The 26,079-nt window shown below is 65.2% G+C and carries 27 protein-coding genes; 9 read left to right on the top strand and 18 right to left on the bottom strand.

Annotated elements, in window-relative coordinates; genetic code table 11:
* Positions 1-9: 9 nt before the first annotated feature.
* From CCC_RS15780 to CCC_RS15765, 4 genes are read right to left on the bottom strand one after another with little or no spacing between them, the layout of a single operon-like run.
* Complete coding sequence (locus CCC_RS15780; protein ID WP_009869582.1) at positions 10-1,662, bottom strand: SpoIIE family protein phosphatase; 1,653 nt, start codon at positions 1,660-1,662, stop codon at positions 10-12.
* A gap of 58 nt (positions 1,663-1,720) precedes the next feature.
* Entirely contained in the window at positions 1,721-3,046 is a 1,326-nt protein-coding gene (locus tag CCC_RS15775) for an ATP-binding protein (RefSeq protein WP_009869581.1), read from the bottom strand.
* Positions 3,033-3,704, bottom strand: coding sequence for a response regulator transcription factor (locus tag CCC_RS15770; RefSeq protein WP_009869580.1), 672 nt, complete (start codon positions 3,702-3,704; stop codon positions 3,033-3,035). The genes CCC_RS15775 and CCC_RS15770 overlap by 14 nt, the downstream gene beginning before the upstream one ends.
* Positions 3,701-3,988: a PepSY domain-containing protein gene (locus CCC_RS15765; RefSeq protein WP_009869579.1), complete on the bottom strand. Its 288-nt coding sequence runs from the start codon at positions 3,986-3,988 to the stop codon at positions 3,701-3,703. Before CCC_RS15765 ends, CCC_RS15770 begins: the two co-directional genes overlap by 4 nt.
* A 235-nt stretch (positions 3,989-4,223) precedes the next feature.
* On the opposite strand from CCC_RS15765, the gene CCC_RS15760 reads away from it, so the two are divergent.
* Both CCC_RS15760 and CCC_RS15755 read left to right on the top strand, forming a co-directional pair.
* Positions 4,224-5,060, top strand: a complete 837-nt coding sequence (locus tag CCC_RS15760) for a DUF1924 domain-containing protein (protein ID WP_009869578.1) — start codon at positions 4,224-4,226, stop codon at positions 5,058-5,060.
* Positions 5,060-5,521 (top strand): diheme cytochrome c, encoded by a 462-nt coding sequence (locus CCC_RS15755; RefSeq protein WP_009869577.1) that lies wholly within the window; start codon positions 5,060-5,062, stop codon positions 5,519-5,521. Before CCC_RS15760 ends, CCC_RS15755 begins: the two co-directional genes overlap by 1 nt.
* 109 nt (positions 5,522-5,630) lie before the next feature.
* Here the strand turns inward: CCC_RS15755 and CCC_RS15750 are convergent, their stop codons facing one another.
* Positions 5,631-6,140, bottom strand: coding sequence for an SH3 domain-containing protein (locus CCC_RS15750; RefSeq protein WP_009869576.1), 510 nt, complete (start codon positions 6,138-6,140; stop codon positions 5,631-5,633).
* A 181-nt stretch (positions 6,141-6,321) separates the two neighbouring features.
* Between CCC_RS15750 and CCC_RS15745 the strand changes: the two genes are divergently transcribed.
* The gene (locus CCC_RS15745; protein WP_009869575.1) at positions 6,322-7,308 is read left to right on the top strand and encodes a 2-hydroxyacid dehydrogenase; all 987 of its coding nucleotides are present in this window, start codon (positions 6,322-6,324) and stop codon (positions 7,306-7,308) included.
* A 47-nt stretch (positions 7,309-7,355) separates the two neighbouring features.
* Here the strand turns inward: CCC_RS15745 and CCC_RS15740 are convergent, their stop codons facing one another.
* From CCC_RS15740 to CCC_RS15720, 5 genes are all read right to left on the bottom strand, one after another.
* The gene (locus tag CCC_RS15740; protein WP_041042041.1) at positions 7,356-8,699 is read right to left on the bottom strand and encodes a TldD/PmbA family protein; all 1,344 of its coding nucleotides are present in this window, start codon (positions 8,697-8,699) and stop codon (positions 7,356-7,358) included.
* Between the two features lie 62 nt (positions 8,700-8,761).
* On the bottom strand, positions 8,762-9,424 hold the full coding sequence (locus tag CCC_RS15735; protein ID WP_009869572.1) for an NnrU family protein: 663 nt from the start codon (positions 9,422-9,424) through the stop codon (positions 8,762-8,764).
* A 9-nt stretch (positions 9,425-9,433) separates the two neighbouring features.
* Positions 9,434-10,321, bottom strand: a complete 888-nt coding sequence (folD, locus tag CCC_RS15730; protein WP_009869571.1) for a bifunctional methylenetetrahydrofolate dehydrogenase/methenyltetrahydrofolate cyclohydrolase FolD — start codon at positions 10,319-10,321, stop codon at positions 9,434-9,436.
* Positions 10,314-10,640 (bottom strand): DUF167 domain-containing protein, encoded by a 327-nt coding sequence (locus CCC_RS15725; protein ID WP_041042039.1) that lies wholly within the window; start codon positions 10,638-10,640, stop codon positions 10,314-10,316. Before CCC_RS15725 ends, folD begins: the two co-directional genes overlap by 8 nt.
* Positions 10,637-10,933: a YggT family protein gene (locus tag CCC_RS15720; protein WP_009869569.1), complete on the bottom strand. Its 297-nt coding sequence runs from the start codon at positions 10,931-10,933 to the stop codon at positions 10,637-10,639. Before CCC_RS15720 ends, CCC_RS15725 begins: the two co-directional genes overlap by 4 nt.
* A 114-nt stretch (positions 10,934-11,047) precedes the next feature.
* Here CCC_RS15720 and CCC_RS15715 point away from each other — a divergent pair, with 114 nt between their 5' ends.
* Positions 11,048-11,911: a dienelactone hydrolase family protein gene (locus CCC_RS15715; protein WP_009869568.1), complete on the top strand. Its 864-nt coding sequence runs from the start codon at positions 11,048-11,050 to the stop codon at positions 11,909-11,911.
* Between the two features lie 5 nt (positions 11,912-11,916).
* Here CCC_RS15715 and CCC_RS15710 read toward each other — a convergent pair whose 3' ends face one another.
* The 6 genes from CCC_RS15710 to rpmI form a co-directional block, all read right to left on the bottom strand.
* Complete coding sequence (locus CCC_RS15710; protein ID WP_009869567.1) at positions 11,917-12,357, bottom strand: MarR family winged helix-turn-helix transcriptional regulator; 441 nt, start codon at positions 12,355-12,357, stop codon at positions 11,917-11,919.
* Between the two features lie 47 nt (positions 12,358-12,404).
* Entirely contained in the window at positions 12,405-12,998 is a 594-nt protein-coding gene (locus tag CCC_RS15705; protein WP_009869566.1) for a histidine phosphatase family protein, read from the bottom strand.
* A gap of 9 nt (positions 12,999-13,007) precedes the next feature.
* A complete protein-coding gene (gene pheT, locus CCC_RS15700) occupies positions 13,008-15,404 on the bottom strand; it encodes a phenylalanine--tRNA ligase subunit beta (RefSeq protein ID WP_009869565.1) in 2,397 nt (798 codons plus the stop codon).
* Complete coding sequence (gene pheS, locus CCC_RS15695) at positions 15,401-16,477, bottom strand: phenylalanine--tRNA ligase subunit alpha (protein WP_041042036.1); 1,077 nt, start codon at positions 16,475-16,477, stop codon at positions 15,401-15,403. The genes pheT and pheS overlap by 4 nt, the downstream gene beginning before the upstream one ends.
* 82 nt (positions 16,478-16,559) lie before the next feature.
* On the bottom strand, positions 16,560-16,916 hold the full coding sequence (gene rplT, locus CCC_RS15690) for a 50S ribosomal protein L20 (protein ID WP_009869562.1): 357 nt from the start codon (positions 16,914-16,916) through the stop codon (positions 16,560-16,562).
* 3 nt (positions 16,917-16,919) lie between these two features.
* Positions 16,920-17,123: a 50S ribosomal protein L35 gene (gene rpmI, locus CCC_RS15685; RefSeq protein WP_009869561.1), complete on the bottom strand. Its 204-nt coding sequence runs from the start codon at positions 17,121-17,123 to the stop codon at positions 16,920-16,922.
* 205 nt (positions 17,124-17,328) lie between these two features.
* Between rpmI and CCC_RS15680 the strand changes: the two genes are divergently transcribed.
* The 5 genes from CCC_RS15680 (at position 17,329) to CCC_RS15660 (ending at position 23,887) form a co-directional block, all read left to right on the top strand.
* The gene (locus CCC_RS15680) at positions 17,329-19,107 is read left to right on the top strand and encodes an extracellular solute-binding protein (protein ID WP_041042484.1); all 1,779 of its coding nucleotides are present in this window, start codon (positions 17,329-17,331) and stop codon (positions 19,105-19,107) included.
* Positions 19,104-20,207 carry a microcin C ABC transporter permease YejB gene (locus CCC_RS15675; RefSeq protein ID WP_009869470.1) on the top strand — a complete coding sequence of 368 codons (1,104 nt, stop codon included), beginning with the start codon at positions 19,104-19,106 and terminating at the stop codon, positions 20,205-20,207. The genes CCC_RS15680 and CCC_RS15675 overlap by 4 nt, the downstream gene beginning before the upstream one ends.
* Before the next feature lie 160 nt (positions 20,208-20,367).
* Complete coding sequence (locus CCC_RS15670) at positions 20,368-21,390, top strand: ABC transporter permease (protein ID WP_009869471.1); 1,023 nt, start codon at positions 20,368-20,370, stop codon at positions 21,388-21,390.
* Complete coding sequence (locus CCC_RS15665; protein WP_009869472.1) at positions 21,390-22,991, top strand: ABC transporter ATP-binding protein; 1,602 nt, start codon at positions 21,390-21,392, stop codon at positions 22,989-22,991. The genes CCC_RS15670 and CCC_RS15665 overlap by 1 nt, the downstream gene beginning before the upstream one ends.
* Positions 22,988-23,887, top strand: a complete 900-nt coding sequence (locus tag CCC_RS15660; protein WP_236686401.1) for a DMT family transporter — start codon at positions 22,988-22,990, stop codon at positions 23,885-23,887. The genes CCC_RS15665 and CCC_RS15660 overlap by 4 nt, the downstream gene beginning before the upstream one ends.
* A 1-nt stretch (position 23,888) precedes the next feature.
* On the opposite strand, the gene CCC_RS15655 is transcribed toward CCC_RS15660, so the two are convergent.
* A complete protein-coding gene (locus CCC_RS15655) occupies positions 23,889-24,533 on the bottom strand; it encodes a hypothetical protein (RefSeq protein ID WP_009869474.1) in 645 nt (214 codons plus the stop codon).
* A gap of 71 nt (positions 24,534-24,604) precedes the next feature.
* On the bottom strand, positions 24,605-26,005 hold the full coding sequence (gene ahcY / locus CCC_RS15650; RefSeq protein ID WP_009869475.1) for an adenosylhomocysteinase: 1,401 nt from the start codon (positions 26,003-26,005) through the stop codon (positions 24,605-24,607).
* Positions 26,006-26,079: the final 74 nt, after the last annotated feature.

The raw sequence follows: 26,079 nt of genomic DNA, 5'->3' as shown, positions 1-26,079 counted from the left end.
CCTTGGGAGTCAAATAGCCTTGGGGCGGATGGCGATGAAGGTCATATCGTCGCGGCAGGGCTGATCGCCGCGCCAGGCATCCAGGGTGGCGAACAGCTTTTCCTTCTGCTCATCCAGCGGCAGCCCGGCCAGATGGCCCAGGGTCTCCTGCAGCCGCTTGCGGCCGAACAGGCGGCAATTGGGGCCGCCCATATGGTCGATCAGTCCGTCGGTGTAAAGATAGAAGATGGCGCCCGGCGTAATGGGAACTTCGTGGCTGGCGAAGGTGGCGTCGGGGGGGCTGTCGCGGTAGCCAAGGCTGCGGCGGTCGCCCCGGATCACCTTCATGTGTCCGTCGCTCCACACCATCAGGGGCAGATTGGCCCCGGCGAAAGTGGCGATGCCCTGCTTCTGGTCGAAGACGCAGATGGCGGCGTCCAATCCGTCATCGGCGGGGGCGTCGGCCCGGTCCTGGCGCAGCGCCGACTTCACCAGGAAGTTGAGCAGGGCCAGGATCACCGCCGGGTCGTCATGACCGTGATGATGAAGGATGCGGGCCAAGATGGACGACACCACGGCGGTCATGAAGGCCCCGGGGACGCCGTGGCCGGTGCAGTCCATCACCGCCACCACCGTCTTGTCGCCGAAGGTGCCGGTCCAGTAATAATCGCCGCCGACGATGTCGAAGGGCCGCCAGCCGATGGTGAATTCGGCCACCGCGCCGTCCAGCGCCGTTGTATCGGGCAACAGGGCCGTCTGGATGCGGCTGGCATAGCGAATGCCGTCGGAGATGAAGCGGTTGGCCTTTTCCAGTTCGGCATTGGCCCGTTCAACACCGGCCTTTTGCTGTTCCAGTTCGTGGGTCCGTTCCTGGACGCGTAATTCCAGGTTGCGGGCCAGGGCGGCCAGGGCGCCCTCGGCGGTGTCGCGGCCGTCCAGACCGCGCTGGGATTCGGCCAGAAGGGCATTGACGTTGCGCACCAGCATGCCCAGCTCGTCGCCCTCATGACGCCGCGGCAATTCGATCAGGGAATCGCCGGGGCGGGCGGGGTTCACCTTGGCGACGGCAAGGCCGATCTTCAGCAATGGCTTGGTGATCAGTCCGTAGAACACCGCCACCACCAACAGGCACAGGATCACCGTGCGCGCCACTCCCGAGGCGGCGCTGGCCGCCACGTGGTCGAGATAGCGGTTGAGCATCAGGGCCGGGTCGAGGTGCAGTTCCAGCTTGCCCACATCGCTGGCATTGTCCTTCGAGCGGGTCTGGAGAAAAAGCGAATGCTGGGCGATATCGCCGAACAACCGCTCGGCCAGGGCGGGAAAGGCCGTGACTCCCGGTGGCCGGTGGGTCTCGCCCAGAACGTCGCCGAAATTATCGGCCAGCCGCACCTCGGCGACGATGGGGTCCAGCGCCAGACCGCTGACCACCTCGCCGGCCAGATCGTGGCTCAGCATATAGGCCGCTTCCACCGCCGTACCGCGCACCAGGGCCATATCGGACTTGATGCTTTCCACAACCTGAAGGCGCATGCGCTGGTAATCGGCGGAAAGCTCCCAGACCCCCGAGGCGGCGCCCAGGCCGAGCGCGATGACCAGAGTTGCCACCGCCTGCTTGAAGGACAGGCCGCGGAAGGTTCCGATATCGCGGATCTGCGGAGGGGAGGGAGGCGTAGGGACGTTCACCGGACGGGCTCTTGGGGAAGGCGAAGTTGGCTCCATGATAACCGAGGCGAGGCCTCTGTCACGCGCATTCGCGCGGTGTTGCTTTCTCGGACAGGCTGACTGCCAGCCCGCCCTCGGGAGTGCGGCCAAAGGACAGGCCGAGGCCCCCCAGCGCCGCCAGATCGGCGACGATGGCCAGACCGAGCCCGGAGCCCGGCACGCTTTCATCCAGACGGGTGCCGCGCCGCGCCGCCGCTGCGGCCTGATCGGGCGACAGGCCCGGTCCGTCGTCTTCCACCCGGATCAGGCCGGGTTCGGCCACGACCTGGACGCGCGTCCTGGCCCATTTGCAGGCATTGTCCATCAGATTGCCCATCATTTCGGCCAGATCGTCGGTCTCGGCGGCGAAATCGGCGTCGGGTGGGCACAAGATGGCGATGTTCAGGCGGCGTTCGGCATGGACCTTGCGCATGGCCGCGGCCAGTTCGGCCAGCAGCGGGGCCAGGGCCGTGCGCCGCCCCACGGCGCGGGCCGAGGAGGTTTCCGACCCGGCGCGGGCCAGATGCAGGTCGATCAGGCGGGTGACGCGCTCGATCTGGGGGGCGGCTTGGGGGATGGTACCGCATTCGGCGCGCAGCACCGCCAGGGGGGTTTTCAGGGCATGGGCCAGATTGCCCAGATGGTTGCGGGCATGGCGGATCAGCGTCTCGTCATGGTCCAGCACCCGGTTCATGGCTTCGACCAGCGGGGCGATCTCGCGGGGATAGCGGCCGCCCAGACGGGGCGCGCCACGGGTCAACTGCCCCAGTTCCTCCTCCAGCCGCCCCAGCGGCTTCAGGCCATAGCCCACCTGCACCGCCACCGCCGCCAGCAGCCCCAGCCCCAGTCCGCCCAGGGACAGGGTCAGCAGCAGGCGGAAGCGGGCGATTTCCGCTTCCACCTCGGCGCGGTCGGCGGCCACGGCCACATGCAGCCGCCGCCCGTTCTCGCCCAGCAACAGGTCGCGTTCCAGCAGTTCCAGCCTTTGGCCGCGCGGCCCGTCATCGCGGCGCATCTGGACGGCGCCCGGTTCGCTGTCGGGGGCGATTCCGAGGACCGCATCCCACAGCGAACGCGAACGCACCAAGATGGCGGCACCGTCGGAGACCTGCCAGTACCAGCCGGAATAAGGTTGTTCGAAGCGGGGTTCGCCCACCGGGCGCCCCACGGTGACGGCGCCGCTGTCGCTGGCCTCCACCGCCGCCAGCAGGGTGCGCAGATGGGTCTCCAGGCGGTGGCGGAGGGCCTGTTCGGCGCTGTCGGCGAAGGCGTGGCCCAGCACCCAGCCGCCGACGCTCAACGCCAGGAGAACCCAGGCCCCCGCCCCCAGGATCAGGCGGCGGCGCAGCGAGTCATTGCCCGTCACCAGGGGCCTCCATGCGCCAGCCCTGGCCGCGCAGGGTGTGGATCACGTCGACGCCCAGCTTGCGGCGGATGCGCGCCACCAGGACGTCCAGAACGTTGGAATCCGGGTCGGCGTCGCGGTCATAAACGTGTTCCACCAGTTCCGAGCGGCTGATCACGCGGCTCTGGTGATGGGCGAGGTAGGAGAGGATGCGGAACTCCTGGGCAGTCAGCGCGATGGGCAGGCCCGCGCGGCTGACGCGACCGCCCATGGTGTCGATCGCCAAGGGTCCGCAGGTGATCTCGGGCGCGGCATGGCCTGCGGCGCGGCGGATCAGGGCGCGGATGCGGGTGACGACCTCCTCCATCTCGAAGGGCTTGGTGACGTAGTCGTCGGCCCCGGCATTGAAGGCCAGGGACTTCTCGGCCCAGCGGGCGCGGGCCGTCAGCACCATCACCGGCATGGCCCGCCCGCTTTCCCGCCAGCGGCTCAGCACGGTGATGCCGTCGATCTTGGGCAGGCCGAGGTCGAGAATCACCGCGTCATAGTTTTCCGTATCACCCAGATGCCAGCCGTCCTCGCCGTCATAGGCCTTGTCCACCGCGAAACCCGCCGCCTCGAAGGCGCGTTCCAGGGCCAGGGTCAATTGCGGTTCGTCTTCGACAACCAGGACTCTCATCGCCTTTCCTTCACCTTCAGCCGGGTGCCGTCGGCGGCGTCGTAGTAAAGCTTCAAGAGCCGTCCGTCGCGGGTCAAGCGTTTGATCTCGTAGACCGGGCGTCCGTGCTTCTCTTCCAATTCGGCCTCGATCAGATCGCCGGGATAGTCGCGGTCCACCTGCTCGAGGATACGGTCCAGCGGCAGAATTTCTCCCGCCAGCACCGAGCGGCGGATGCGGTCGTGGTCTTCGCCGCCAAAGGCGGGGAAGGCCAGGAGAAGCAGGAGGGCGATCAGCGCTTTCATATCCGAAATCATCGTCTTCGCCGCATGAACGGCGGATGAACCAGCGGGTCACGTCCGGTTCAGGGGCCTTGCTCCATCCTGTCCCCAGATGAATGCACCCACAAGGAGTTCCCTCCATGCTGACCCGTATGATTATCCACGGTCTGTTGGCCGCCATGATCGTTGCCGGGGGCGCCTATGCCTATGCCTCCACCGTGCAGCCGGTGTCCATTTCCTTTCACCAGGAGCGCCACTGATGAACGCGCGCTGGGAATTCCGCCTGCTTCGCCTGTGGCATGCCGCCCTGGCCGGAGGCTTTCTGGTGGCCTATGTCACCGCGGACGAGGACACCTATGCCATGCATGTGTTCGCGGGCTATTGGGTTGTGGGCGCCATCCTTTTGCGTCTGGCTCTGGCCATGATCGGCTCGGCCACCGGGCCGCTGGCGATTCATAAGCCCCGCCTCGCTTGGGCCAAGCCTGGCCGCAACCCCCTATTCGCCTGGATGGCCGCCGTTCTGCTGGTGGGCATGGTGGTGGCCGGAGTGACCGGCATTGCAGCCGACGCTCTTCCGGCGTTGGAGGATCTGCATGAAGGTCTGGCCGAGGCCTCGCTGTGGCTGGTCCTGGCCCATGCCGCCATCATCGCCTGGATCTTTCAGGGGCGCCGGGTGCGCGAACTGCTCAAGGGCTCCGCCGCCGCTCTTCTGGTGATCATTCTGCTGGCGGTTCCGGCGGCCTTCGCCGCCGATGCCGCCCGCGACGTGATCAAGGCCGGTTATGCCCGCCAGGCGGGGCCGGGCTTTTCCGGGTTCTCGGCGGAGCGGGGCCGGGCGCTGTTCGAGTCCAAGAATACCGCCAGTCCCGATTACGCCTCGTGCACCACCTGCCACACCAGCGATCCCACCCGCTATGGTCAGCACGCCAAGACCGGCCGCTCCATTCAGCCCGTGGCGGTCTCGGCCAATCCCAAGCGCTTCACCGACGCGGCCAAGGTCGAGGAACGCTTCGACCGCGACTGCCAGACCGTGCTGGGCCGGGCCTGCTCGGCTACCGAGAAGGGCGATTACATCGCCTATATGGAGAGCAAGTGATGAAGCGCCTGATCCTGGCGGCGGCGCTTTGCCTGGCATCCCTTCCCGTCCGGGCCGATCATGTCCGCCCGCTTACCGATCCCGAGACGGTCAAGGCCTGCTCAGAGTGCCATATGGCCTTCCAGCCCGCCTTCCTGCCCGCCCGGTCGTGGACCCGCATGATGGGCCAACTCTCGGATCACTTCGGCGACAACGCCTCCATGGCACCCGACAAGGCCGAGCGCATCCGTCAGGTGCTGGTGGTGGGCGCCGCCGATACCGGGGGCGGCAAGGCCGGGTCCAAGGCGATGCGGGGCGTGGGATTCAACGACGTGCCCTTGCGCATCACCGAACTGCCGCGTTTCCGGCACAAGCACGACAGGATTTCCGAGCGGGAATGGAAGCGGCCAGAGGTGATGACCAAATCCAACTGTCCGGCCTGCCACAAGAGCGCGGATATGGGGTCTTACGAGGACGAGTGATCGGGGCGAGGACGCGTGATCGGGCGCCTGCCCCGCCTTACCCCCTGGGGCGGGCGACCGGCGGGGGCGATGTTCGGGGAGGGATGAGCCCTTCGGACATCGTCCCCCGCTACTCGATCCATTCGCCCTTATAGACGCCCCAGATCTCGTCGCGTTTGAACCAGCCCTGAATCTGGTTGATCTCGACGCGGCAGAAATCGCGGTTGCGCGGGCATTGCAGCAGGCGGCCCAGCACGCCGGGCTCCACCTGGGCCAGGGCGTCTGCATTATCGGAATCAGAGGCGCGCAAGGTGCGCTGGCTGCCCATCACCACCATCATGCGCCGCCCCGACAGCATGGATTGGTGCAGCCAGCCCTCGGTGCCCTGCCAGTCGCGGATCTTGCGCCAGGCCTCGAACTCGGCGATGACCTCGACGGGCAGGTCCTTGCGCGAATAGATCCAGTCGATGGGATAGCGCTGTCCCGGCCCGGCCCGCAGATTGACCTCGTCCGAGCGAAGAGAGACGAAACGGGGCAGCGGCAGGCCGCTGGCCTCGCCCGCCAGCGCGGTCGGCGCCCAAACGGCCGACACGAGGCCCAGCAGCAGGGCCGCCAGGGCGCTCGTCCCCCATTTACGCATCTCGGCTATCCCCCAACGACGGCAGTCCATTTTCCCTCCGGCGGCGTATTATAAGGTCGGCTCGCCCGACCCGGTCAAGGCGGGTGGATGTTTGCGTTTTAAAGAAGGTCCAATTGGGCTCTGGACAAGGGGTCCCCGAGTTGCTAGGTCGATAGGGAAACGTTCCGGGAGGAGACAACAAATGCCCAATAAGAAACCCGTCGTCGTGGTCAGCCGCAAGCTGCCCGACGTCATCGAAACCCGGATGATGGAATTGTTCGACACCCGGCTGAATGTCGATGATCACCCCATGAGCAAGATGGAGCTGATCGAGGCCGTCAAGATCGCCGACGTGCTGGTCCCCACCGTCACCGACCGCATCGACGCGGGCGTCTTGTCCCAGGCCGGTCCCAATCTGAAGCTGATCGCCAATTTCGGCACCGGCGTCGATCACATCGATCTGGCGACCGCGCGCAGCCGGGGCATCATCGTCACCAACACGCCCGGCGTGCTGACCGAGGATACCGCCGACATGGCCATGGCCCTGATCATGTCGGTGCCGCGCCGCATCGCCGAGGGCGAGCGCCTGATCCGTTCCGGCGACTGGAAGGGCTGGAGCCCGACCTTCATGCTGGGACACCGCATTTGGGGCAAGCGTCTGGGCATCATCGGCATGGGCCGCATCGGCCAGGCCGTGGCGCGCCGCGCCAAGGCCTTCGGCATGTCCATCCACTATCACAACCGCAAGCGCGTCCATCCCGATATCGAGACCGAGCTGGAAGCCACCTATTGGGAAAGCCTGGACCAGATGCTGGCCCGCATGGACGTGATCACCGTCCATTGCCCGCATACTCCGGCCACCTTCCATCTGCTCTCGGCCCGGCGTCTGGAACTGCTGCCCAAGCACGCCTATGTGGTCAACACGGCGCGCGGCGAGATCGTCGACGAGAACGCCCTTACCCGCATGTTGATCCGTGGCGATCTGGCTGGCGCCGGTCTCGACGTGTTCGAGCACGAACCGGCGGTGAATCCCAAGCTGCTGGCCTTGGACAATGTGGTGCTGCTGCCCCATCTGGGCTCGGCCACCATCGAGGGCCGTGTCGATATGGGCGAGAAGGTGCTGGTCAACATCAAGACCTTCGCCGACGGCCACCAGCCGCCGGATCGCGTCCTGGCCTCGATGTTCTAGAGGATGAGCGGCGGCGCTCGACCGTTTCGCGTTCACACGCGAACGGTCTAGCGTCCCGCCACCATCAGCCCGTCGATGCGCAGGGTCGGCGAGTCGATGCCGTGGCGTAACGTCAGATCATTGGCCGGGGTGATGTTGAGGAACATGTCCTTGAGATTGCCTGCCACGGTCACTTCGTTGACGGCGAAGGCCAGCTCGCCGCCCTTGATCCAGAAGCCCGAGGCCCCGCGCGAGTAGTCGCCGGTGACGCCGTTGACGCCCTGGCCCGACAGATCGGTGATGTAGAAGCCTTCCGAGATGTCGTGGATCATCTCGGCAGGCGTGACATGCCCGGCCTCCATGTAAAAATTGCTGGCCGAGGGCGAAGGTGGCGAGGATGTGCCGCGGCTGGCATGTCCGGTGGAGCGCATGCCCAATTGCCGGGCCGAGCGCAGGTCCAGCAGCCAGGTGGTCAGCACCCCGTCTTCGACGATGGCACGGGGCTGGGTGGCGATGCCCTCGCCGTCGCAAGGCCGCGAGCGCAGGCCGCGCCTGCGGTGGGGATCGTCCATGATGCGGATGCCGCGGGGAAAGATGACCTGGCCCAGTTTGTCTTTGAGGAAACTGGTGCCCCGCGCCACACCGGCGCCGTTGATGGCGCCCGCCAGACTGGAGACCAGACCGCGCGCCACGCGGGGATCAAAGATTACCGGCACCTGTTTGGTGGGAACCTTGCGCGCTCCTAAGCGGCGGACGGCGCGGCGTCCGGCTTCGTGGCCGATCTCCTCGGCGGCGCGCAGATCGGCCAGGAACACCGCCGAGGAATAATCGTAGTCGCGCTCCATGCCCTGGTCGTTGGTGCCCGCCAGAACCGAGACCGACAGAGAGGAGGAGGTGACGGAATAGGCATGGGAAAAGCCGTTGGAGGCGACGATGGCCACGCCCGAACGTCCCCAGCCCGCCTCGGCTCCTTCGGAATTGGTGACGCCGCTGACAGAGCGGGCCGCGTCCTCGGCGCTGCGCACCATGCCGATCAGGGTTTCCGCATCAGGCTCTTGCGGGTCGCAGACGTCCAGATCGGGAAACGCGGTGGCCAGTTCGGCCGGATCGGCCAGGCCGCAGAAGGGGTCTTCGGGGATGGCCCGCGCCATGGCCACGGCGCGCTCCACCAACTGGGCCAGGGCCGCCTTGGAGCGGTCGGAGGAGGAGACGAAGGCCTGTCGCTTGCCGATCAGAACGCGCAGACCCACATCGCCGGATTCGGCCCGCTCCAGCCGCTCCAACGCGCCAAGCCGCATGCCCACCGACAAGGAAGCGGAATCGATCAGCACCGCATCGGCGGCTTCAGCTCCGGCCTTGCGGGCGTCGGCGACCAAATCACTCAGCAGATCGAGGGGGGACAACCCGGACATGGCGGCGGCTCCAAGGAGGGGGCAATCAGGCTGCCCCGATTCTCGTCCGCCGTAAAGGGCCATCACGGCAGGGGGCTCAGTCCGATCACCATGGGGTGCAGCCACAAGAGAACGGGATAGAGCGCCAGCCCGCCCAGGATGCGTTTCCAGCCAAGCTCGGTCAGCAGGGCATGAGGTTCGAATATGGCCAAATCCGCCATCGCGCGCCAATGGGCCTCGCCCAGGGATCTGCGGCGTTTGGCGTCCAAGATGCGTGCCCCCATCAGGCAGAGCAGGAACAGGGGCGTGAACAGCAGCAGTCCGGCCAGATGGCCGTTGGGCAGGATATGGGCGCCGCTCCACAGGCCCAATCCCCAGATGATGGGATGACGCGTCAGGCGGACAATGCCGGGCCGCGCCGGATCATAGCCCGCGCCGCCCAATCCGATGGAGAAGGGATTGGGCTGGGCCAGGCCCAGGACCCAGAACAGGCAGGCCACGGGCATGACCAGCGGCGGCACCCAGCGCATCCAGGGCTGCTGCTCCCACACCACCACGGTGGGAGAATTGAGCGCGGCGGCGATCACCCAGACCAGCAGGGCGGTGGAGACTACCGAATAGCCCAGATAAAAGCCCTGCTTGCCATACCGGGCCTCGATGGGGGCGCGCAACGGCTTCCAGTTGGAAAGCGAATGGGCGCCCAGGAAGGCCGCCACCGAAACGATCAGATGGCCGACGTCTCCCATCAACCTCACCTAGAACTCCACCTCGGGGAGATGGTGCAGCCGCGCGCAGGCCACCACGGTGTTGCGCAGCAGGCAGGCGATGGTCATGGGGCCGACGCCGCCCGGCACGGGCGTGATGGCGCCCGCCACCTTGACCGCCGAGGCGAAATCCACGTCGCCGACCAGCTTGGTCTTGCCCTCGGGCAATTCAATGCGGTTGATGCCCACGTCGATGACCGTGGCGCCCGGCTTGATCCAGTCGCCCTTGATCATCTCGGGCCTGCCCACGGCGGCGATGACGATATCGGCGCGGCGCACCACGGACGGAAGGTCCTTGGTCTGGGAATGGGCCACGGTGACGGTGCAGCTTTCCTTGATCAACAATTGGGCCATGGGCTTGCCCACGATGTTGGAGCGCCCGATCACCACCGCGTCGAGACCGCCCAGCTTGCCCAGGGTATCCTTGAGTAGCAGCAGCGAGCCCAGGGGCGTGCAGGGCACCATGGCGTCCATGCCCGCCGCCAGACGTCCCACATTGACGGGATGAAAGCCGTCCACATCCTTGGCCGGGTCGATGGCCTCGATCACCTTCTGGGTGTCGATATGCTTAGGGACAGGCAATTGCACCAGGATGCCGTGCACATCGGGGTCCTTGTTCAGGCTTTCGATCAGCAGCAGCAGCGCGTCTTCGGGCGTATCGGCGGGCAGCTTGTGCTCGAAGGAGCGCATGCCAGCCTCGATGGTGCGCTTGCCCTTGGTGCGCACATAGACCTGGCTGGCCGGGTCTTCGCCCACCAGCACCACCGCCAGTCCGGGGGTGACCCGGTGCTTTTCCTTCATCTCGGCCACGCGGGCGGCGATGGTCTCGCGCAGTTTGCCGGAAAACAGATTGCCGTCGATCAGCTTTGCGTCAGTCATGGTTGCTTGCCATCCACTCGTCGAGGCGTTTCCGCAAAACCTCGGAATCGCCGGAAATCAGGATCACCTTGCGCCGGTCGGTGGCGCCCAGGACGATGTCCATATCGGACTTGGGGATCTTCCAAGCCTTGGACAAAAGTTTGAGCAGCGCCGCATTGGCCTTGCCGTCCTCGGGCACGGTGGTGACCTGCGCCTTGAGGACCACCGAGCCGTCCGCCTCGGGCGCGGCGCCCATGATGCGGTCGCGCGACGCCTTTGGGGTGAGGCGGACAGCCACTTTCAGGCCAGCCGCGCAGGCCGTGAAGGGCGAGGGGCTCAAATGCTGAACCGCACCTGCTCCAGCACCCGGATGAAGAAATAGAGAATCAGCCAGAGGGCGACCGGCGACAGGTCCACATTGCCGAAATCGGGCAGGACGCGGCGGATGGGCCGCAGCGCCGGTTCGGTCAGGCGATAGATCACGTCCAGGATGGTCCGTACCGTGGGATTGTAGGTGTTGATCACGCCGAAAGTGACCAGCCAGCCGACGATTACCGACGCCAGGATGACGTACCAGTAAAGGTTCAGGGCGATCAGGATCACTTCGATCAGCGTATTGAGGATCACATGCATCGGCGGCACCTGAGAGGCTGGTTCGAATCGCGCCCAAACCTATCCTCGCCGGCCTTGTGGCGCAAGGCCGGCGATGCCATGTTTGAAGGCAGTTTTCTTCCGGGAGGGATGGTAATGAAAGACGACCTCAAGAGTCTCAGCCCCAAGATCGACATGACCCGGCGCGGCTTCGTGTCGGCGGCCGTGCTGGCCACCGGCTATGCCCTGGCGGTCAGTCCCGCTGCCGCCGGCGCCATCAGTACCGATACCCAGGGTCTTAGCGCCGGGGCGGTGATGATCCCCACCTCGGGCGGTCATTCCATGCCAGCCTATTCCGCCATGCCTGCGGGCAAAGGGCCATTTCCCACTATTCTGGTGATCCAGGAGATCTTCGGGGTCCACGAGCATATCAGGGACGTCTGCCGCCGCTTCGCCAAGCTGGGCTATCTGGCCGTGGCACCCGAGCTGTATTTCCGCCAGGGCGATCCTTCAGTCCTGACCGATATTCCCACCATTTTGTCGACCATCGTGGCCAAGGTGCCCGATGCCCAGGTTTTGGCCGATCTGGATGCCTGCGCCGCCTGGGCGCAAGCCAATGGCGGCGATGCCGAGCGGCTGGCCGTCACCGGCTTTTGCTGGGGTGGCCGTGCCACCTGGCTGTATGCCGCCCATAATCCCAAGCTGAAGGCGGCGGTGGCCTGGTATGGCAAGCTGGCTGGCGCTCCGACTCCGGAAACGCCGAAGCAGCCCCTGGATTTGGCCGCCGATCTCTACGCGCCGGTGCTGGGACTTTATGGCGGCGCCGATCAGGGTATTCCCCTTGATACCGTCGAGAAAATGAAGGCGGCGGTGAAGACGGCGCGGGTCAAGGTGGAGTTCGTGGTCTATCCCGACACGCCCCACGCCTTCCATGCCGATTACCGCCCTTCCTACCGTGAGGCGCAGGCCAAGGACGGCTGGTCCAAGGCTTTGGCCTGGTTTAAGGCGAACGGAGTTTAAGGGGATCAGGCTTTCTGCTTGATCAGGGTGCGCAGCGTCGCCTCCAGCCCATCGGCCAGCGCCCGCTGGAGTTCCGGGGGTTGGGCGGCGATGGCGGCGGCGATGCCGCCCAGGGGGTCGCCTTGCAGCAATTCATGCCCAGACGAGGTCAGTTCCAGGCGGTTGCGGCGGCGATCGCCCGGTTCGGGCAGGCGTTCCACCAGCCCCTTGCGCACCAGGGCGGCCACGGTTTGGCTGGCTGTGCCGCTGGTGGTGGCGTGGTACTGGGCGAAATCGGTGACGGTGCGGGCCTCGGGCACGGTATCGGCCAGATAGCGCAAGGCGCTCCATTGGGCGGGGTTCAAGCCACCGGAGAAAGCCGCTCCGTTGGCCAGCCGCAGAATCTGCGACATGGCCTCGGCGGCGACCCGAGCGGAATAACGAAAGCCGGTATTACCATCCATCATATTTCATCATCGCACGTCATCTTGTGCGGTGCAAACAGGGCAAGAGGTTATTCGCTGCTAATTCGTTCAACACAGCCTTTTGACATAAAGAATAATACGTTCTGGGGTGAGTCTCCCCGCATGGCCTCGTCGGGGTCGAGTCCGGCATAGAGCCCGCGCAGCACCCGTCCGGCGATGCCGTGGCTGACGGCGATGACCTTGTCGCCGGGCGCCAGATCCGCCAGCCAATGGGCGAGGCGGTTGGTTACGTCCTGATGGCTTTCGCCGCCAGGGCAGCGGAACACCCAGTGATTCAGCCCTTCACAGTCAAGTATGCCGGGATGGCGCGCCGCCAGTTCAGCCTTGGGCAGGCCCGACCACTGGCCGGTATGAACCTCGCGCAGGCGGTCGTCGAAACGGATGGAACGGAAATCCAGTCCGGCCGTCTCGCACAGGATGCCGGTGGTCTGGGCGCAGCGGCCCAGGGGACTGGAGACCACCCGCCAATCCCCGTCACCATTCAGCATGCCCCGCAGCCGCAGGCCATAGGCCCGCGCCTGAGCCGCGCCCTTGGGCGTCAGTGGCGAATCGCCGTGGCCCTGGACGCGGCCCTCGCGGTTCCAGCGGGTCTCGCCGTGGCGGACCAGAATGATGGTCGGCACCGCTTGGGATCAGCCCCGAAGTTCGCCGCCGGTGGCCTTGGCCACGGCCGCGACGATCTTCGCGCCCACCGCCTCGATCTCTTCATCGGTCAGCGTCTTGTCGGTGGGCTGCAAGGTGACGGTGATGGCCAGGGACTTCTTGCCCGCCGCCATCTTGTCGCCCTCGTAAAGGTCGAACACCGCCACATCGGTGATCAGGGCCTTGTCGACGTTCTTCGCCGCGCGCACCACCGTATCGGCGGCCACGCCCGTATCCAGGGTGAAGGCGAAGTCGCGGTCCAGGGGCTGCAGCGCCGAGGCCTTGAGCAGGGGCTTAGCCTTGGTGGCCTTGGCCTTTTGCGCGGGCAGGGCTTCGAGGAACAGCTCGAACGCCACCACCGGGCCCTTGACGTCCAGCTTGGCGAGGATGCCGGGATGGATCTCGCCGAAGAAGCCCACCGGCTTGTTGCCAAGCTTGAGCGTGCCGGAACGGCCGGGGTGGTACCAGACGGGGGCCTCGGCCGCGACCTGAAGGGAATCGGGATTGGCTCCGGCGGCCGAGACCGCGGCCAGGATATCGGCCTTGGCGTCGAAGGCGTCCACATTGCGGGCCGGATCGGCCCAATGACGGCCGCGCGCGCGACCGGCGCGGATACCCGCCGCCACCTGACGTTGTTGGCTGGGCTCGGGCCCGTCGAATTGCGGACCAAGCTCGAACAGCGCCACGTCCTTCATGCCGCGATCGGCATTGCGCCCGGCGGCGGTGATCAGATTGGGCAGGACCGAGGGACGCATGACGTCGAGATCGGCGGAGATGGGATTGGCCAGATGCATCTCGGGCGCGCCGCCGCCGAACATGACGGCCTGGGCTTCCGGCAGGAACGACCAGGTCACCGTCTCCACCAGACCACGACTGGCCAACTGGCGCCGCACCCAGCCTGCGCGGCGCTGGCCCGGCGTCAGCACGGGCTTCGGGCTGGCGGGACGCGGCATGGGGGTGGCGGGAATGTTGTCATAGCCGTTGATGCGGATGACCTCTTCCACCAGATCATGCTCGGCGGTGATGTCGCCGCGCCAGGACGGCGGATTGACGAGAAGACCGTCCGCATGCTCGGCCACGGCGCAGCCCAGATCGTTGAGAATGGTCTCCATGCGCTGGGTCGAGACCTCGACGCCGCCCAGTTCGGCCACGCGGTTGGGGCGCAGCACGATGGACTTCTGCCAGTCGGGCTCGGTCCCGGCGATCACCGCTTCCGAGGCTTCGCCGCCGCACAGATCGAGGATCATGCGGGTGGCCAGTTCCATGGAGGGCACCACGAAGGCCGGGTCGACGCCGCGCTCGAAGCGGAAGCGGGCGTCCGACAGAATGTCCAGCTTGCGCCCGGTGGCGGCGGTGCGGATGGGGTCGAAATAGGCGGCTTCCAGGAAGACCTCGGTGGTGGCTTCGGTGCAGCCCGAATGCTCGCCGCCCAGGATACCGGCCAGGGCCTCGGGGCCGTTCTCGTCGGCGATGACCGTCATGCCCGCTTCCAGGGCGTAGGTCTTGCCGTTGAGACCCGCCAAAGTCTCGCCGTCACGGGCCAGACGGGCGCGGATGTCGCCCTTGACCTTGGCGGCGTCGAAGACGTGCAGCGGGCGGCACAGGTCGTAGGCGAAGAAATTGGTGATGTCCACCAGGGCCGAGATGGGGCGCAGCCCAATGGCGGTGAGCCTGTCCTTCAGCCATTGCGGCGACTCGCCGTTCTTGACGCCTTTGATCAGGCGGCCAGCGAAGAGCGGGCAGGCGGCGGAATCCTCGGGCGCGAAGTCCAGGCGCACGCCGATGGGGCTCTTGAAGGAACCGGGCACCGGCTCGACCTTCAAGGGCTTGAGATTGCCGAGACCAAAGGCCGCCAGATCGCGGGCGATGCCGCGCACGCCCAGGCAGTCGACCCGGTTGGGGGTGACCGAGATCTCGATCATGGGATCGAAGCTCATGATGTCGAGCAGGCTGGCGCCCACCGTGAGCGTGACGTCCAGTTCGGCGATGCCCTCGTGGTCCTCGCCCAGCTTCAACTCGCGCCACGAACACATCATGCCCTGGCTTTCCACGCCCCGGACCTTGCCCTTCTTCAGAACGTCGCCGGTGATGGGGATATAGGTTCCCGGCTGGGCCAGGATGACTTTCAGTCCAGCGCGCGCATTGGGAGCGCCGCACACCACCTGAAGGATGCCCGATCCGCTGTCCACCTTGCACAGCTTCAGCTTGTCGGCGTCGGGGTGCTTCTCGGCTTCGAGAATATGACCGACCACGAAGCCGCCCAGATGCTTGGAAGGATCGTCGATGCCTTCCACCTCGAGGCCGATGGCGGTGAGGCCCACCTCGATCTCGGCCAAGGTCGCTTCGGTGTCGAGATGGCTCTTCAGCCAGTCCAGCGTGAACTTCATCGGGTCAGCCCTCCCGAGAGCGTGGGAACGTCCAAGGGCACGAAGCCGTAATGCTTCAGCCACCTGAGATCGGAATCAAAGAAGGTGCGCAGATCGGGAATACCGTATTTCAGCATGGCCATGCGTTCGACGCCCATGCCGAAGGCGAAGCCCTGGTAGCGGTCGGGATCGATGCCGCAGTTGCGCAGCACGTTGGGGTGCACCATGCCCGAGCCGCCGATTTCCAGCCAGCCCGCGCCGGGTCCGATCTTCAACTCGCCGCCTTCGCGCGAACAGCCGATATCCACCTCGGCCGAGGGCTCCGTGAAGGGGAAGAAGCTGGGGCGGAACCGCACCGGCACATCGTCGACTTCGAAGAAGGCGCGGACGAATTCCAGCAGACAGCCCTTGAGATGACCCATATGGGTGACCTCGTCGATGACCAGGCCTTCGATCTGATGGAACATGGGCGTGTGGGTCATGTCCGAGTCGCAGCGATAGGTGCGGCCCGGCGCGATGATGCGGATGGGGGGCTTGTTGGCCAGCATGGTGCGGATCTGCACCGGGCTGGTATGGGTGCGCAGGAGGTGACGCCCGCCATCGGCCTTCTCGCCGAAATAGAAAGTGTCGTGCATCTGGCGGGCCGGATGCTCAGGGGGAATGTTCAGCGCGTTGAAATTGTGGAAGTCGTCCTCGATATCGGGACCTTCCGCCACATCGAAGCCCATCTGGGCGAAGATGGTGCTCATCTCGTCCATGACCTGGGAAATGGGATGGATGCGCCCCACGGCCTCGGGCCGCGACGGCAGGGTCACGTCGATGCGTTCACGCGCCAGACGCTCGTCCAGGGCCTTGGCCTCCAGACCGGCCTTGGCGGCGGCAAGCGCGCCTTCGATCTCGCCCCGCGCCGCGTTCAGCGCCGCACCGGCAGCCTTGCGTTCATCGGGGCCCATGCCGCCCAGGGACTTCATCAGGCCGGTAATGGTGCCCTTCTTGCCCAGCGCGGCGACGCGGGCGGCTTCCAACTGGTCCAGAGTCGTGGCGGCGGCCACGTCGGACAAGGCCTGCGAGCGGAGTTGATCGAGGTCGTGCATGTCTCTTGTTCCCCAAGACGCGAAAAGGGGCCGCCCCGATCGGGCCGGCCCCTCTCCAACACATTTCTTCCCGGCGGGAAGCCTACTGGAGGGCGGCCTGAGCCTTTTCCACCAGCGACTTAAACGCATCGGGCTCGCGGATGGCGATATCGGACAGCACCTTGCGGTCGAGCGCGATGCCAGCCTTCTTCAAGCCGTCCATGAAACGCGAATACGGCAGGCCGTAGGCGCGCGAACCGGCGTTGATACGCTGAATCCACAGAGCGCGGAAATTGCGCTTCTTGGCGCGGCGGTCGCGATAGGCATACCGCAGGGCCTTCTCGACCTTCTGGATCGCAACGCGGAAGCAGGTGCTGGACCGGCCGCGATAACCCTTGGCGAGCTTGAGAATCTTCTTATGACGGGCGTGCGTGGTGACGCCCCGCTTGACGCGAGCCATTTATCAGCCTCCGTTCGGCAGGAAGTACTTCTTGACGTTGTCGCTGTCCGTCTTGAACAGCATGAAGGTGCCGCGCGCCTGGCGCTTCATCTTCTGGGACTTCGCCGAGAGGCAGTGACGCTTGAACGCCACGTTGCCCTTCACCTTGCCGGTGCCGGTGAGCTTGAACCGCTTTTTGGCGGAGCTCTTGGTCTTCATCTTGGGCATTTGCGCTTATCCTTAGTCTGAATGGTTCAGCGACGAGGAACGGCAAGGCAGCCCTAACAGCCTTGTCCGCTCAGGAAGGGGAAGCTTATAGCTTGGGCGATCCATGATTGCAAGCGGATGGAATCGCTTATCCCACAGTCCTGATCCAATGATTCAGGTCGAGCCCCCCTTGCCCCGAAAGCCGCTTGGCCCCAAACTCGCCGTCATGCGCGCACTCCTCTTCGCCCTTGCTCTGCTGCTTTGCCCCGCCGTCCGTGCCGAGACTGTGGCGCCGGTCCATGGGTTGGCCATGCATGGCACGCCCAAATACGGGCCGGGCTTCAAACATTTCGACTATGTCAATCCCAACGCCCCCAAGGGCGGCGAGATGAAGATGGCCGAGATCGGCGGCTGGGATTCGCTCAACCCTTTCATCGTCAAGGGCGAGGCGCCCAATGCCGCCGATCTGCCCTTCGAGACGCTGATGGTGTCTTCGGCCGACGAGGCCTTCTCGGAATATGGCCTGATCGCCGAAAGCGTCGAGGTTCCCGCCGACCGTTCCTGGGTGGTGTTCAATCTGCGGCCCAAGGCCCGCTGGCACGATGGCAAGCCCATCACCGCCGATGATGTTGTGTTCTCCTTCGAGATCCTGAAGGCGAAGGGCCATCCCCGTTACCGCTTCTATTACGCCGCCGTGGACAAGGTGGAGAGGCTGGCCGAGCGCCGGGTGCGCTTTTCCTTCAAGCCGGGTGACAACCGGGAACTGCCGCTGATCATCGGGCAACTGCCCATCCTTCCCAAGCACTACTGGCAGGGCCGCGATTTCGCCACCACCACCTTGGAGCCGCCGCTGGGCAGCGGTCCTTATAAGGTGGCCGGTTTCGAGACCCAGCGCAGCATCACCTATGAGCGGGTCAAGGATTACTGGGGCGCCGATCTGGCGGTACGCCGGGGCGAGCACAATTTCGACCGCCTCCGTTATGATTCCTACCGCGATACCACCGTGGCCCTGGAGGCGTTCAAGGCCGGTGAATATGACTGGCGGCTCGAGAACGAGGCCAAGAAATGGGCCACCGCCTATGAGGACTGGTCGGGGCTCAAGGACAAGCGCGGCAGGAAGCAGGCCTTCGCCAATCAGCGCCCGGCGGGAATGCAGGGCTATGCCTTCAATCTGCGCCGATCGCTGTTCGCCGATGTGCGGGTGCGGCGCGCCCTTGGGCTGGCCTTCGATTTCGAATGGACCAACAAGACCCTGTTCTACAGCCAGTACAAGCGTACCGCGTCCTACTTCGCCAATTCGGAATTGGCCTCGACCGGTCTGCCGTCGCCCCTGGAACTCAAAGTGCTGGAACCCTTGCGCGACAAGGTTCCGCCCGAGGTCTTCACCACCGAGTTCAGGCCCCCCGCCACGCAAGGCGACGGCAATATCCGTCCCAATCTGCGCGCCGCCATGAAATTGCTGGAAGAGGCGGGTTGGCAGGTGGTGGACGGCAAGCTGGTGGATGGATCGGGCAAGCCTTTCTCCTTCGAGATCCTGCTGGTTCAGCCCGCCTGGGAGCGCATCACCCTGCCTTTCGCCCGCAATCTGTCTCGGCTGGGCATCGAGGCCAGCGTGCGTACCGTCGATACCGCCCAGTACAAGAACCGCATCGATCACTACGACTTCGACATGGTGGTCCATGTCTGGGGCCAGTCCCAATCGCCGGGCAATGAACAACTGGGATTCTGGGGCTCTGAATCCGCCGATGAGCCGGGCGGACAGAATCTGGCCGGGATCAAGAATCCGGCGGTGGACGCCCTGGTGGAGCAGGTGATCTCGGCCCCCGACCGCGAAACCCTGGTGGCGCGGACCAGGGCCTTGGACCGGGTGCTGCTGTGGAACCACTATGTCATCCCCCAATGGCATCTGGGTCTTGACCGGCTGGTGTGGTGGGACAAATTCGCCATGCCCGAAATCACCCCCGCCAATGGGGTGCAGCCCATGACATGGTGGATGAAACCATGATCGCCTACACGCTGCGCCGTCTGCTGCTGATCCCGCTGACTCTGTTCGGCATCATGGTGATCAATTTCTCCGTGGTGCAGTTCGCTCCTGGCGGGCCAGTGGAACTGATGATCTCCCGGCTGCAGGGAACGGCGGTGGATGCCGCCGCCCGCGTCTCGGGCTCGGGCTCGGGAGAAACCGCCCAGATCAAGCCGCCGCCCGGCCAGGGCAATCAGGGGGCCTATCGCGGGGCCCAAGGCCTGCCGCCCGACTTCATCAAGGAAATCGAGAAGCAGTTCGGCTTTGATCGCCCGGCCCATGAACGCTTCTGGTTGATGATGACCCAGTATGCCCGCTTCGATTTCGGCAAAAGCTTTTACCGCGACACATCGGTGGTGGGTCTCGTCATCGAGAAGATGCCCACCTCCATCTCACTGGGGCTATGGAGCACGCTGATCATCTATCTGGTCTCCATTCCGCTTGGCATCATGAAGGCGACGCGCGACGGGTCGCGCCTGGACGTGGTGTCGTCCTGGGCGGTGATCATCGGCTATGCCGTGCCCGGCTTTTTGTTCGCCATCGCCCTGATCGTCCTCTTCGCTGGCGGCCAGTATTTCGCGTGGTTCCCTCTGCGCGGCCTGACCTCGCCCGGTATGGAAGGCGCCTCCTTCGCGGCGCGCGCCCTGGATTACTTCTGGCATCTGACGCTGCCCGTAACAGCATTGGTGGTTGGAGGATTCGCGGGCCTCACCATGCTGACCAAGAACTCCTTCCTGGAGGAGATCAACAAGCAGTATGTGGTCACCGCGCGCGCCAAGGGTTTGAGCGAGAGCCGCATCCTTTACGGCCACATCTTCAGGAATGCCATGCTGCTGATCGTGGCGGGCTTTCCCCGCGCCCTGGTGGGGATTCTCTTCACCGGCTCGGTGCTGGTGGAGATCATCTTCTCGCTGGACGGTATCGGCCTGTTGGGCTTCGAGGCGGTGAGCAACCGCGACTATCCGGTGATGTTCGGCACGCTTTACGCCTTCTCGCTGCTGGGCCTGGTGCTCAATCTGGTCAGCGACCTCACCTATCACTGGGTCGATCCCCGCATCGATTTCGAGGGGAGGGGGGGATGAGGAGAATGCAGCGACACAGCCCCTCTCCCGCGTGGCGGCCTGTTCGGACGGTGGAATTCACCACGAAGGCGCGAAGGCACGAAGACAAGGGAAGAAGAATAATCTTCGAGTCCCCTTCGCGCCTTCGTGCCTTCGTGGTTCAACTGCCAGGACACCGTTCATGCGCCTGACGCCCCTGGACCGCCGCCGTATCGATGCCTTTTGCCGCAACCGGCGGGGGTTCTGGAGCCTGTGGCTGTTCCTGATCCTGTTCGCAATCACCCTGGTGGCCGAACTGGTGGCCAACGACCGGCCCATCATGGTGCGCTATGACGGCGCGACATACTTCCCCATGGTCAAGGACTACCCGGAAGTGACCTTCGGGGGAGATTTCAAGACCTATGCCGATTACCGCGATGCCTATCTGGTGGAAAAGATCAATGAGAAGGGCTGGGCGCTTTGGCCGCCCATTCCCTATGACTACCGCGCCATCAATTACGACCCGTTGATGAAGCATCCCTCGCCGCCCTCGCCCCGGAACTGGCTGGGCACCGATGATCAGGGCCGCGATGTGCTGGCCCGCCTGATCTACGGCCTGCGGCTGTCCATCTGCTTCGGGCTGGCCCTGACCCTGGTGTCCACAGTGGTCGGCGTGGCCGCCGGCGCGGTGCAGGGTTATTTCGGCGGCAAGGTGGATCTGGTCTTCCAGCGCTTCCTGGAAATCTGGGGCGGGTTGCCGGAATTGCTGATCCTGATCATCATCGCGTCGATCATCAAGCCGGGCTTCTGGACCCTGTTGCTGGTCCTTGTCTTGTTTTCCTGGACCAATCTGGTGGGCGTGGTCCGGGCCGAGTTTCTGCGCGCCCGTAATTTCGACTATGTACGCGCGGCGCGCACGCTCGGCATGAGCGACAGGCGCATCATGGCCCGCCATATCCTGCCCAACGCCATGGTGGCCACCGTGACCTTCATGCCGTTCATCCTGAATTCCTCCATCGTGTCGCTGACCGCTCTCGACTTCCTCGGCCTTGGCCTGCCGCCCGGCTCGGCCTCGCTGGGCGATCTGCTGCGCCAGGGCAAGGAGAACCTGCAGGCCCCCTGGCTGGGCCTGACCGGCTTCGTGGTGGTGGCGACTTTGCTGTCGCTGCTGGTCTTTGTCGGTGAAGCGGTGCGCGATGCCTTTGATCCCAGGAAAACAACATGATGGATGGGAAGACTCCTCTGCTGGTCGTCGATGATCTGGCGGTGAACTTTGGCCCTGTGCAGGCGGTCAAGGGCGTGTCCTTCACCCTGGACAAGGGCGAGACCCTGGCCCTGGTGGGCGAAAGCGGCTCGGGCAAGTCGGTGACGGCGCTGTCCATCCTGCAATTGCTGCCCTATCCCCGCGCGTCGCACCCTAAGGGGTCCATCCGCCTGGATGGGGGCGAACTGGTGGGGACGCCCGAACCGGCCTTGCGCAAGGTGCGCGGCGGACGCATCGCCATGGTGTTCCAAGAACCCATGACGTCGCTCAACCCGCTGCATTCCATCGAGAAACAGGTGGGCGAGGTGCTGGAGCTGCATCTGGGCCTGCGGGGAAGCCAATTGCGGGCCCGCGTGCTGGAATTGCTGTCCCTGGTGGGCATCCCCGAGCCGGAAAAGCGCCTGGGCGCGCTGCCCCACGAATTGTCGGGCGGTCAGCGCCAACGGGTGATGATCGCCATGGCTTTGGGTGGCGAGCCCGATATCCTGATCGCCGACGAGCCCACCACGGCCCTGGACGTCACCATCCAAGCGCAGATCCTGGCCCTGCTGAAGGACCTGCAAAGGCGTTTGGGCATGGCCTTGCTGTTCATCACCCATGATCTGGGCATCGTGCGCAAGATGGCCGATCGGGTTTGCGTGATGAATGGTGGCGAGATCGTCGAAAGCGGGCCCCTGCCCCAGGTCTTCGACGCTCCGTCTCATCCCTATACCCAGCGCCTGCTGGCCGCCGAGCCCAAGGGCAAGCCCCATCGGCCTGCGGAAGGCGAGCCGGTGGTGATCAAGGTCGGCGATCTCAAAGTCTGGTTCCCCTTGAAGGCTGGGATCTGGCGCAAGACCATCGGCCATATCAAGGCGGTGGACGGGATCAGTCTGGAACTGAAGCGCGGCCACACCATCGGCGTGGTGGGTGAAAGCGGTTCGGGCAAGACCACCCTGGGCCTGGCCCTGCTGCGCCTTTTGGACTCCGAGGGCGAGATCAGTTTCGGCGGCACACCGATCCAGTCCATGAGCGCCGGAAGCTTACGTCCGCTGCGCCGCCAGATGCAGATGGTCTTCCAGGACCCCTATGGCTCGCTCAGTCCCCGCATGTCGGTGGGCCAGATCGTCGGAGAGGGCCTCGAGGTGCACGAACCCGCCATGCCGGGGCCAGAGCGCGACCGCCTGATCGCCGAGGCCCTGGCCGAGGTGGGGCTCGACCCGGCGACGCAGGATCGCTATCCCCACGAATTCTCCGGTGGCCAGCGCCAGCGCATCGCCATCGCCCGCGCTCTGGTGCTCAAACCCAAATTCATCGTGCTGGACGAGCCCACCAGCGCGCTGGACGTCTCGGTCCAGGCCCAGATCGTCGATTTGCTGCGCGATCTTCAGGCGCGCCACAGCCTGGCCTATCTCTTCATCAGCCATGATCTGCGGGTGGTGCGCGCCCTGGCCGACGACCTGATGGTCATGAAGGACGGCCGTGTGGTGGAAGCGGGCCGCGCCGGAGACCTGTTCAGCGCCCCCAAGACCGATTACACCCGCGCCCTGATGGCGGCGGCTTTCAATCTGGAGGTGGCGTGATCTCCCCTCCTCAACGCCACTCTCATCTCGATGCCCTGGCCATGACTCTGATGGTCGGTTTGTGCGCCCTGTGGGGGCTCAATCAGGTGGCGGCCAAGCTGGCCAATGCCGGAATCTCGCCGGTCTTGCAGGCGGGCTTGCGGTCGGGCGGCTCGACACTCTTGCTGATGATCTGGTGCCGGTTCCGGGGGGTGCGGCTGTTCGATGCCGATCGATCCCTGAAGGCGGGACTGGCGGCGGGCGCCATGTTCAGCGCCGAGTTCGCCCTGATCTATTGGGGGCTGGAATACACGCCCGCCTCGCGGGCCGTGGTCTTTCTTTACACCGCCCCTTTCGTGGTGGCCTTAGGCGTGCACTGGCTGGTGCCGTCCGAACGCCTGAGCCGTGTCCAGAGTTTGGGGCTGGCCTGTGCCTTTGGCGGTATTCTGCTGGCCTTCGGCGACAATCTGTCCCTGCCCGATCACCGCCAGATGATCGGCGACGCCATGCTGCTGGCGGCGGCGGGGCTGTGGGGCGGCACCACCGTGCTGGTGCGCAGCTCGCGCCTTGCCGCCATCCGTCCCGCCAAGACCCTGTTCTATCAGCTGGGCGTCTCGGCCGTGGCCTTGCCGGTGGCGTCGCTGCTGCTGGGGGAGCAAGGCATCATCGGCCAGCCCTCCGCCCTGGTTTGGGCTTCGCTGGCCGGGCAGATCGTCATCGTCGCCTTCGCCTCCTATCTGACGTGGTTCTGGCTGATCTCGCGCTATCCCGCCACAAGGCTGTCGGCCTTCTCCTTCCTTACCCCGCTGTTCGGCATGATGTTCGGGGCCGTGCTGCTGGGTGAGCGCATCACCTGGGGCTTAAGCGGCGCCATGGCCCTGGTGGCGGCGGGAATCTGGCTGGTCAACCGGAAGTGAATTACTTGGCCATGAACGGCGGAACCCGGCCCAGCAGAGCCTCCAGCATGACCAGTTCCTCGTCGGTGTGGTTGATCACCTTATAGGGCTCCATCACCGGATCGTGACCGGCGGGGAAGAACTGGCGGGGCGCGTCATGGTGGCGGGTCCGGACCTCCTCGGCCCTGTCGGGCGCGGCTTTGGGCACCATTACCGCATGGCCGTAGCACACACAGATATTGGTCGAAGCCGAATGGGCCTCCAGATAGGCGGCGGTGCCGCGGATGCCCACATTGGCGTGGGGCGTGCGAAGGGTGATGACCTTAGGCCCGAAGACCGAGAGCAGGCGGCCGCTTTCCAGATCCACCTGACGCTCCCCCTGGCGGTCGGTGATGCTGACGGCGCCTTGGGCGCGCAGCAGGAACCCGTCGTCGCCCAGGGTGAACACCGCCTCGGCCTCGGCGCCTGCGGTCACCATGTCGCCATTGGCGATGGGCGTTCCCACACCGGCCGGTTTGCCGTTGACCGTCACGGCGCCGCTCACCCGGTGCAAGGAGCTGGGTGGTGTCATGGCCGCGGCCGGACGCATGGCCCCGAAGGCGGCCAGGGCGGCCATGCCGGTCAACAGACGGCGGCGGTTGGGTCCGGTCTTGCCACAGATGCACATGGTCGGCTCTCTCCCAAGAAAAAACCCCCTCCCGTCGCCGGAAGGGGGTTCCATCAGCTCGGACGAGCAGTCTAGTACCGATAGGTCTCGGGCTTGAAGGGGCCTTCGACGGCGACGCCGATATAATCGGACTGCTTCTTGTTCAACTGGGTCAGGGTGGCGCCCAGCTTGGCGAGATGCAGCTTGGCGACCTTCTCGTCCAGGGTCTTGGGCAGGACGTAGACCTTCTTCTCGTACTTGCCGGGATTGGTGAAGATCTCGATCTGGGCCATCACCTGATTGGTGAAGGAGGCGCTCATCACGAAGCTGGGGTGGCCGGTGGCGCAGCCCAGATTGACCAGGCGGCCCTCGGCCAGCAGCAGGATGCGGTTGCCGCCCGGGAACTTGATCTCGTCCACCTGCGGCTTGATGTTGGTCCACTGGAAGTTCTTGAGGCCAGCGACCTGAATTTCCGAATCGAAGTGGCCGATATTGCAGACGATGGCGCGGTCCTTCATGGCGCGCATGTGATCGACGGTGATCACGTCCACATTGCCGGTGGTGGTGACGAAGATGTCGCCGCGGGGCGCGGCCTCTTCCATGGTGGCGACCTCATAGCCTTCCATGCAGGCCTGAAGGGCGCAGATGGGGTCGATCTCGGTGACGATGACGCGGCAGCCCTGGGACGCCAGCGATTCGGCCGAGCCCTTGCCCACATCGCCGAAACCGGCGACCACGGCGACCTTACCGGCCAGCATCACGTCGGTGGCGCGGCGGATGCCGTCCACCAGGGATTCGCGGCAGCCATACTTGTTGTCGAACTTGGACTTGGTCACCGAGTCGTTGACGTTGATGGCGGGCCACAGCAGGGTGCCCTTCTTCTCCATCTCGTAGAGACGGTGCACGCCGGTGGTGGTCTCCTCGGTCACGCCCTTAATGGCGGTGCCGTTGCGGGTATAGAAGGTCTTGTCGGTGGCCAGCTTCTTCTTGATGGACGCGAACAGGACGTCCTCTTCCTCGCAGGTCGGGTTGTTCAGCACCGACAGGTCCTTTTCGGCGCGCATGCCCAGATGGATCAGCAGAGTGGCGTCGCCGCCATCGTCCAGGATCATGTTGGGGCAGCCGCCGTCAGCCCATTCGAAGATGCGGTGGGTGTAGTCCCAATACTCTTCCAGGTTCTCGCCCTTGATGGCGAAGACCGGGATGCCAGCGGCGGCGATGGCGGCGGCGGCGTGATCCTGGGTCGAGAAGATGTTGCAAGACGCCCAGCGGATGTCGGCGCCCAAAGCCTTCAGGGTCTCGATCAGCACGCCGGTCTGAATGGTCATGTGGAGCGAACCGGCGATGCGCGCGCCCTTCAGCGGCTGGGTCGGGCCGAATTCCTCGCGGGTGGCCATCAGGCCGGGCATCTCGCTCTCGGCGATGTCCAGTTCCTTGCGGCCCCAAGCGGCCAGGGAAATGTCGGCAACCTTGTAATCGGTGAAGGCGGTCATGATGGTTCCTCGGACAGGAGTGTTCCAGTTGCCGCCTGTGTACCAGCCCTCGCCGCAAAACGCAACAGGATATA

The organism is Paramagnetospirillum magnetotacticum MS-1 (assembly GCF_000829825.1).
GTDB lineage: Bacteria > Pseudomonadota > Alphaproteobacteria > Rhodospirillales > Magnetospirillaceae > Phaeospirillum > Phaeospirillum magnetotacticum.
This window is presented reverse-complemented; position numbering and strand designations above follow the sequence as displayed.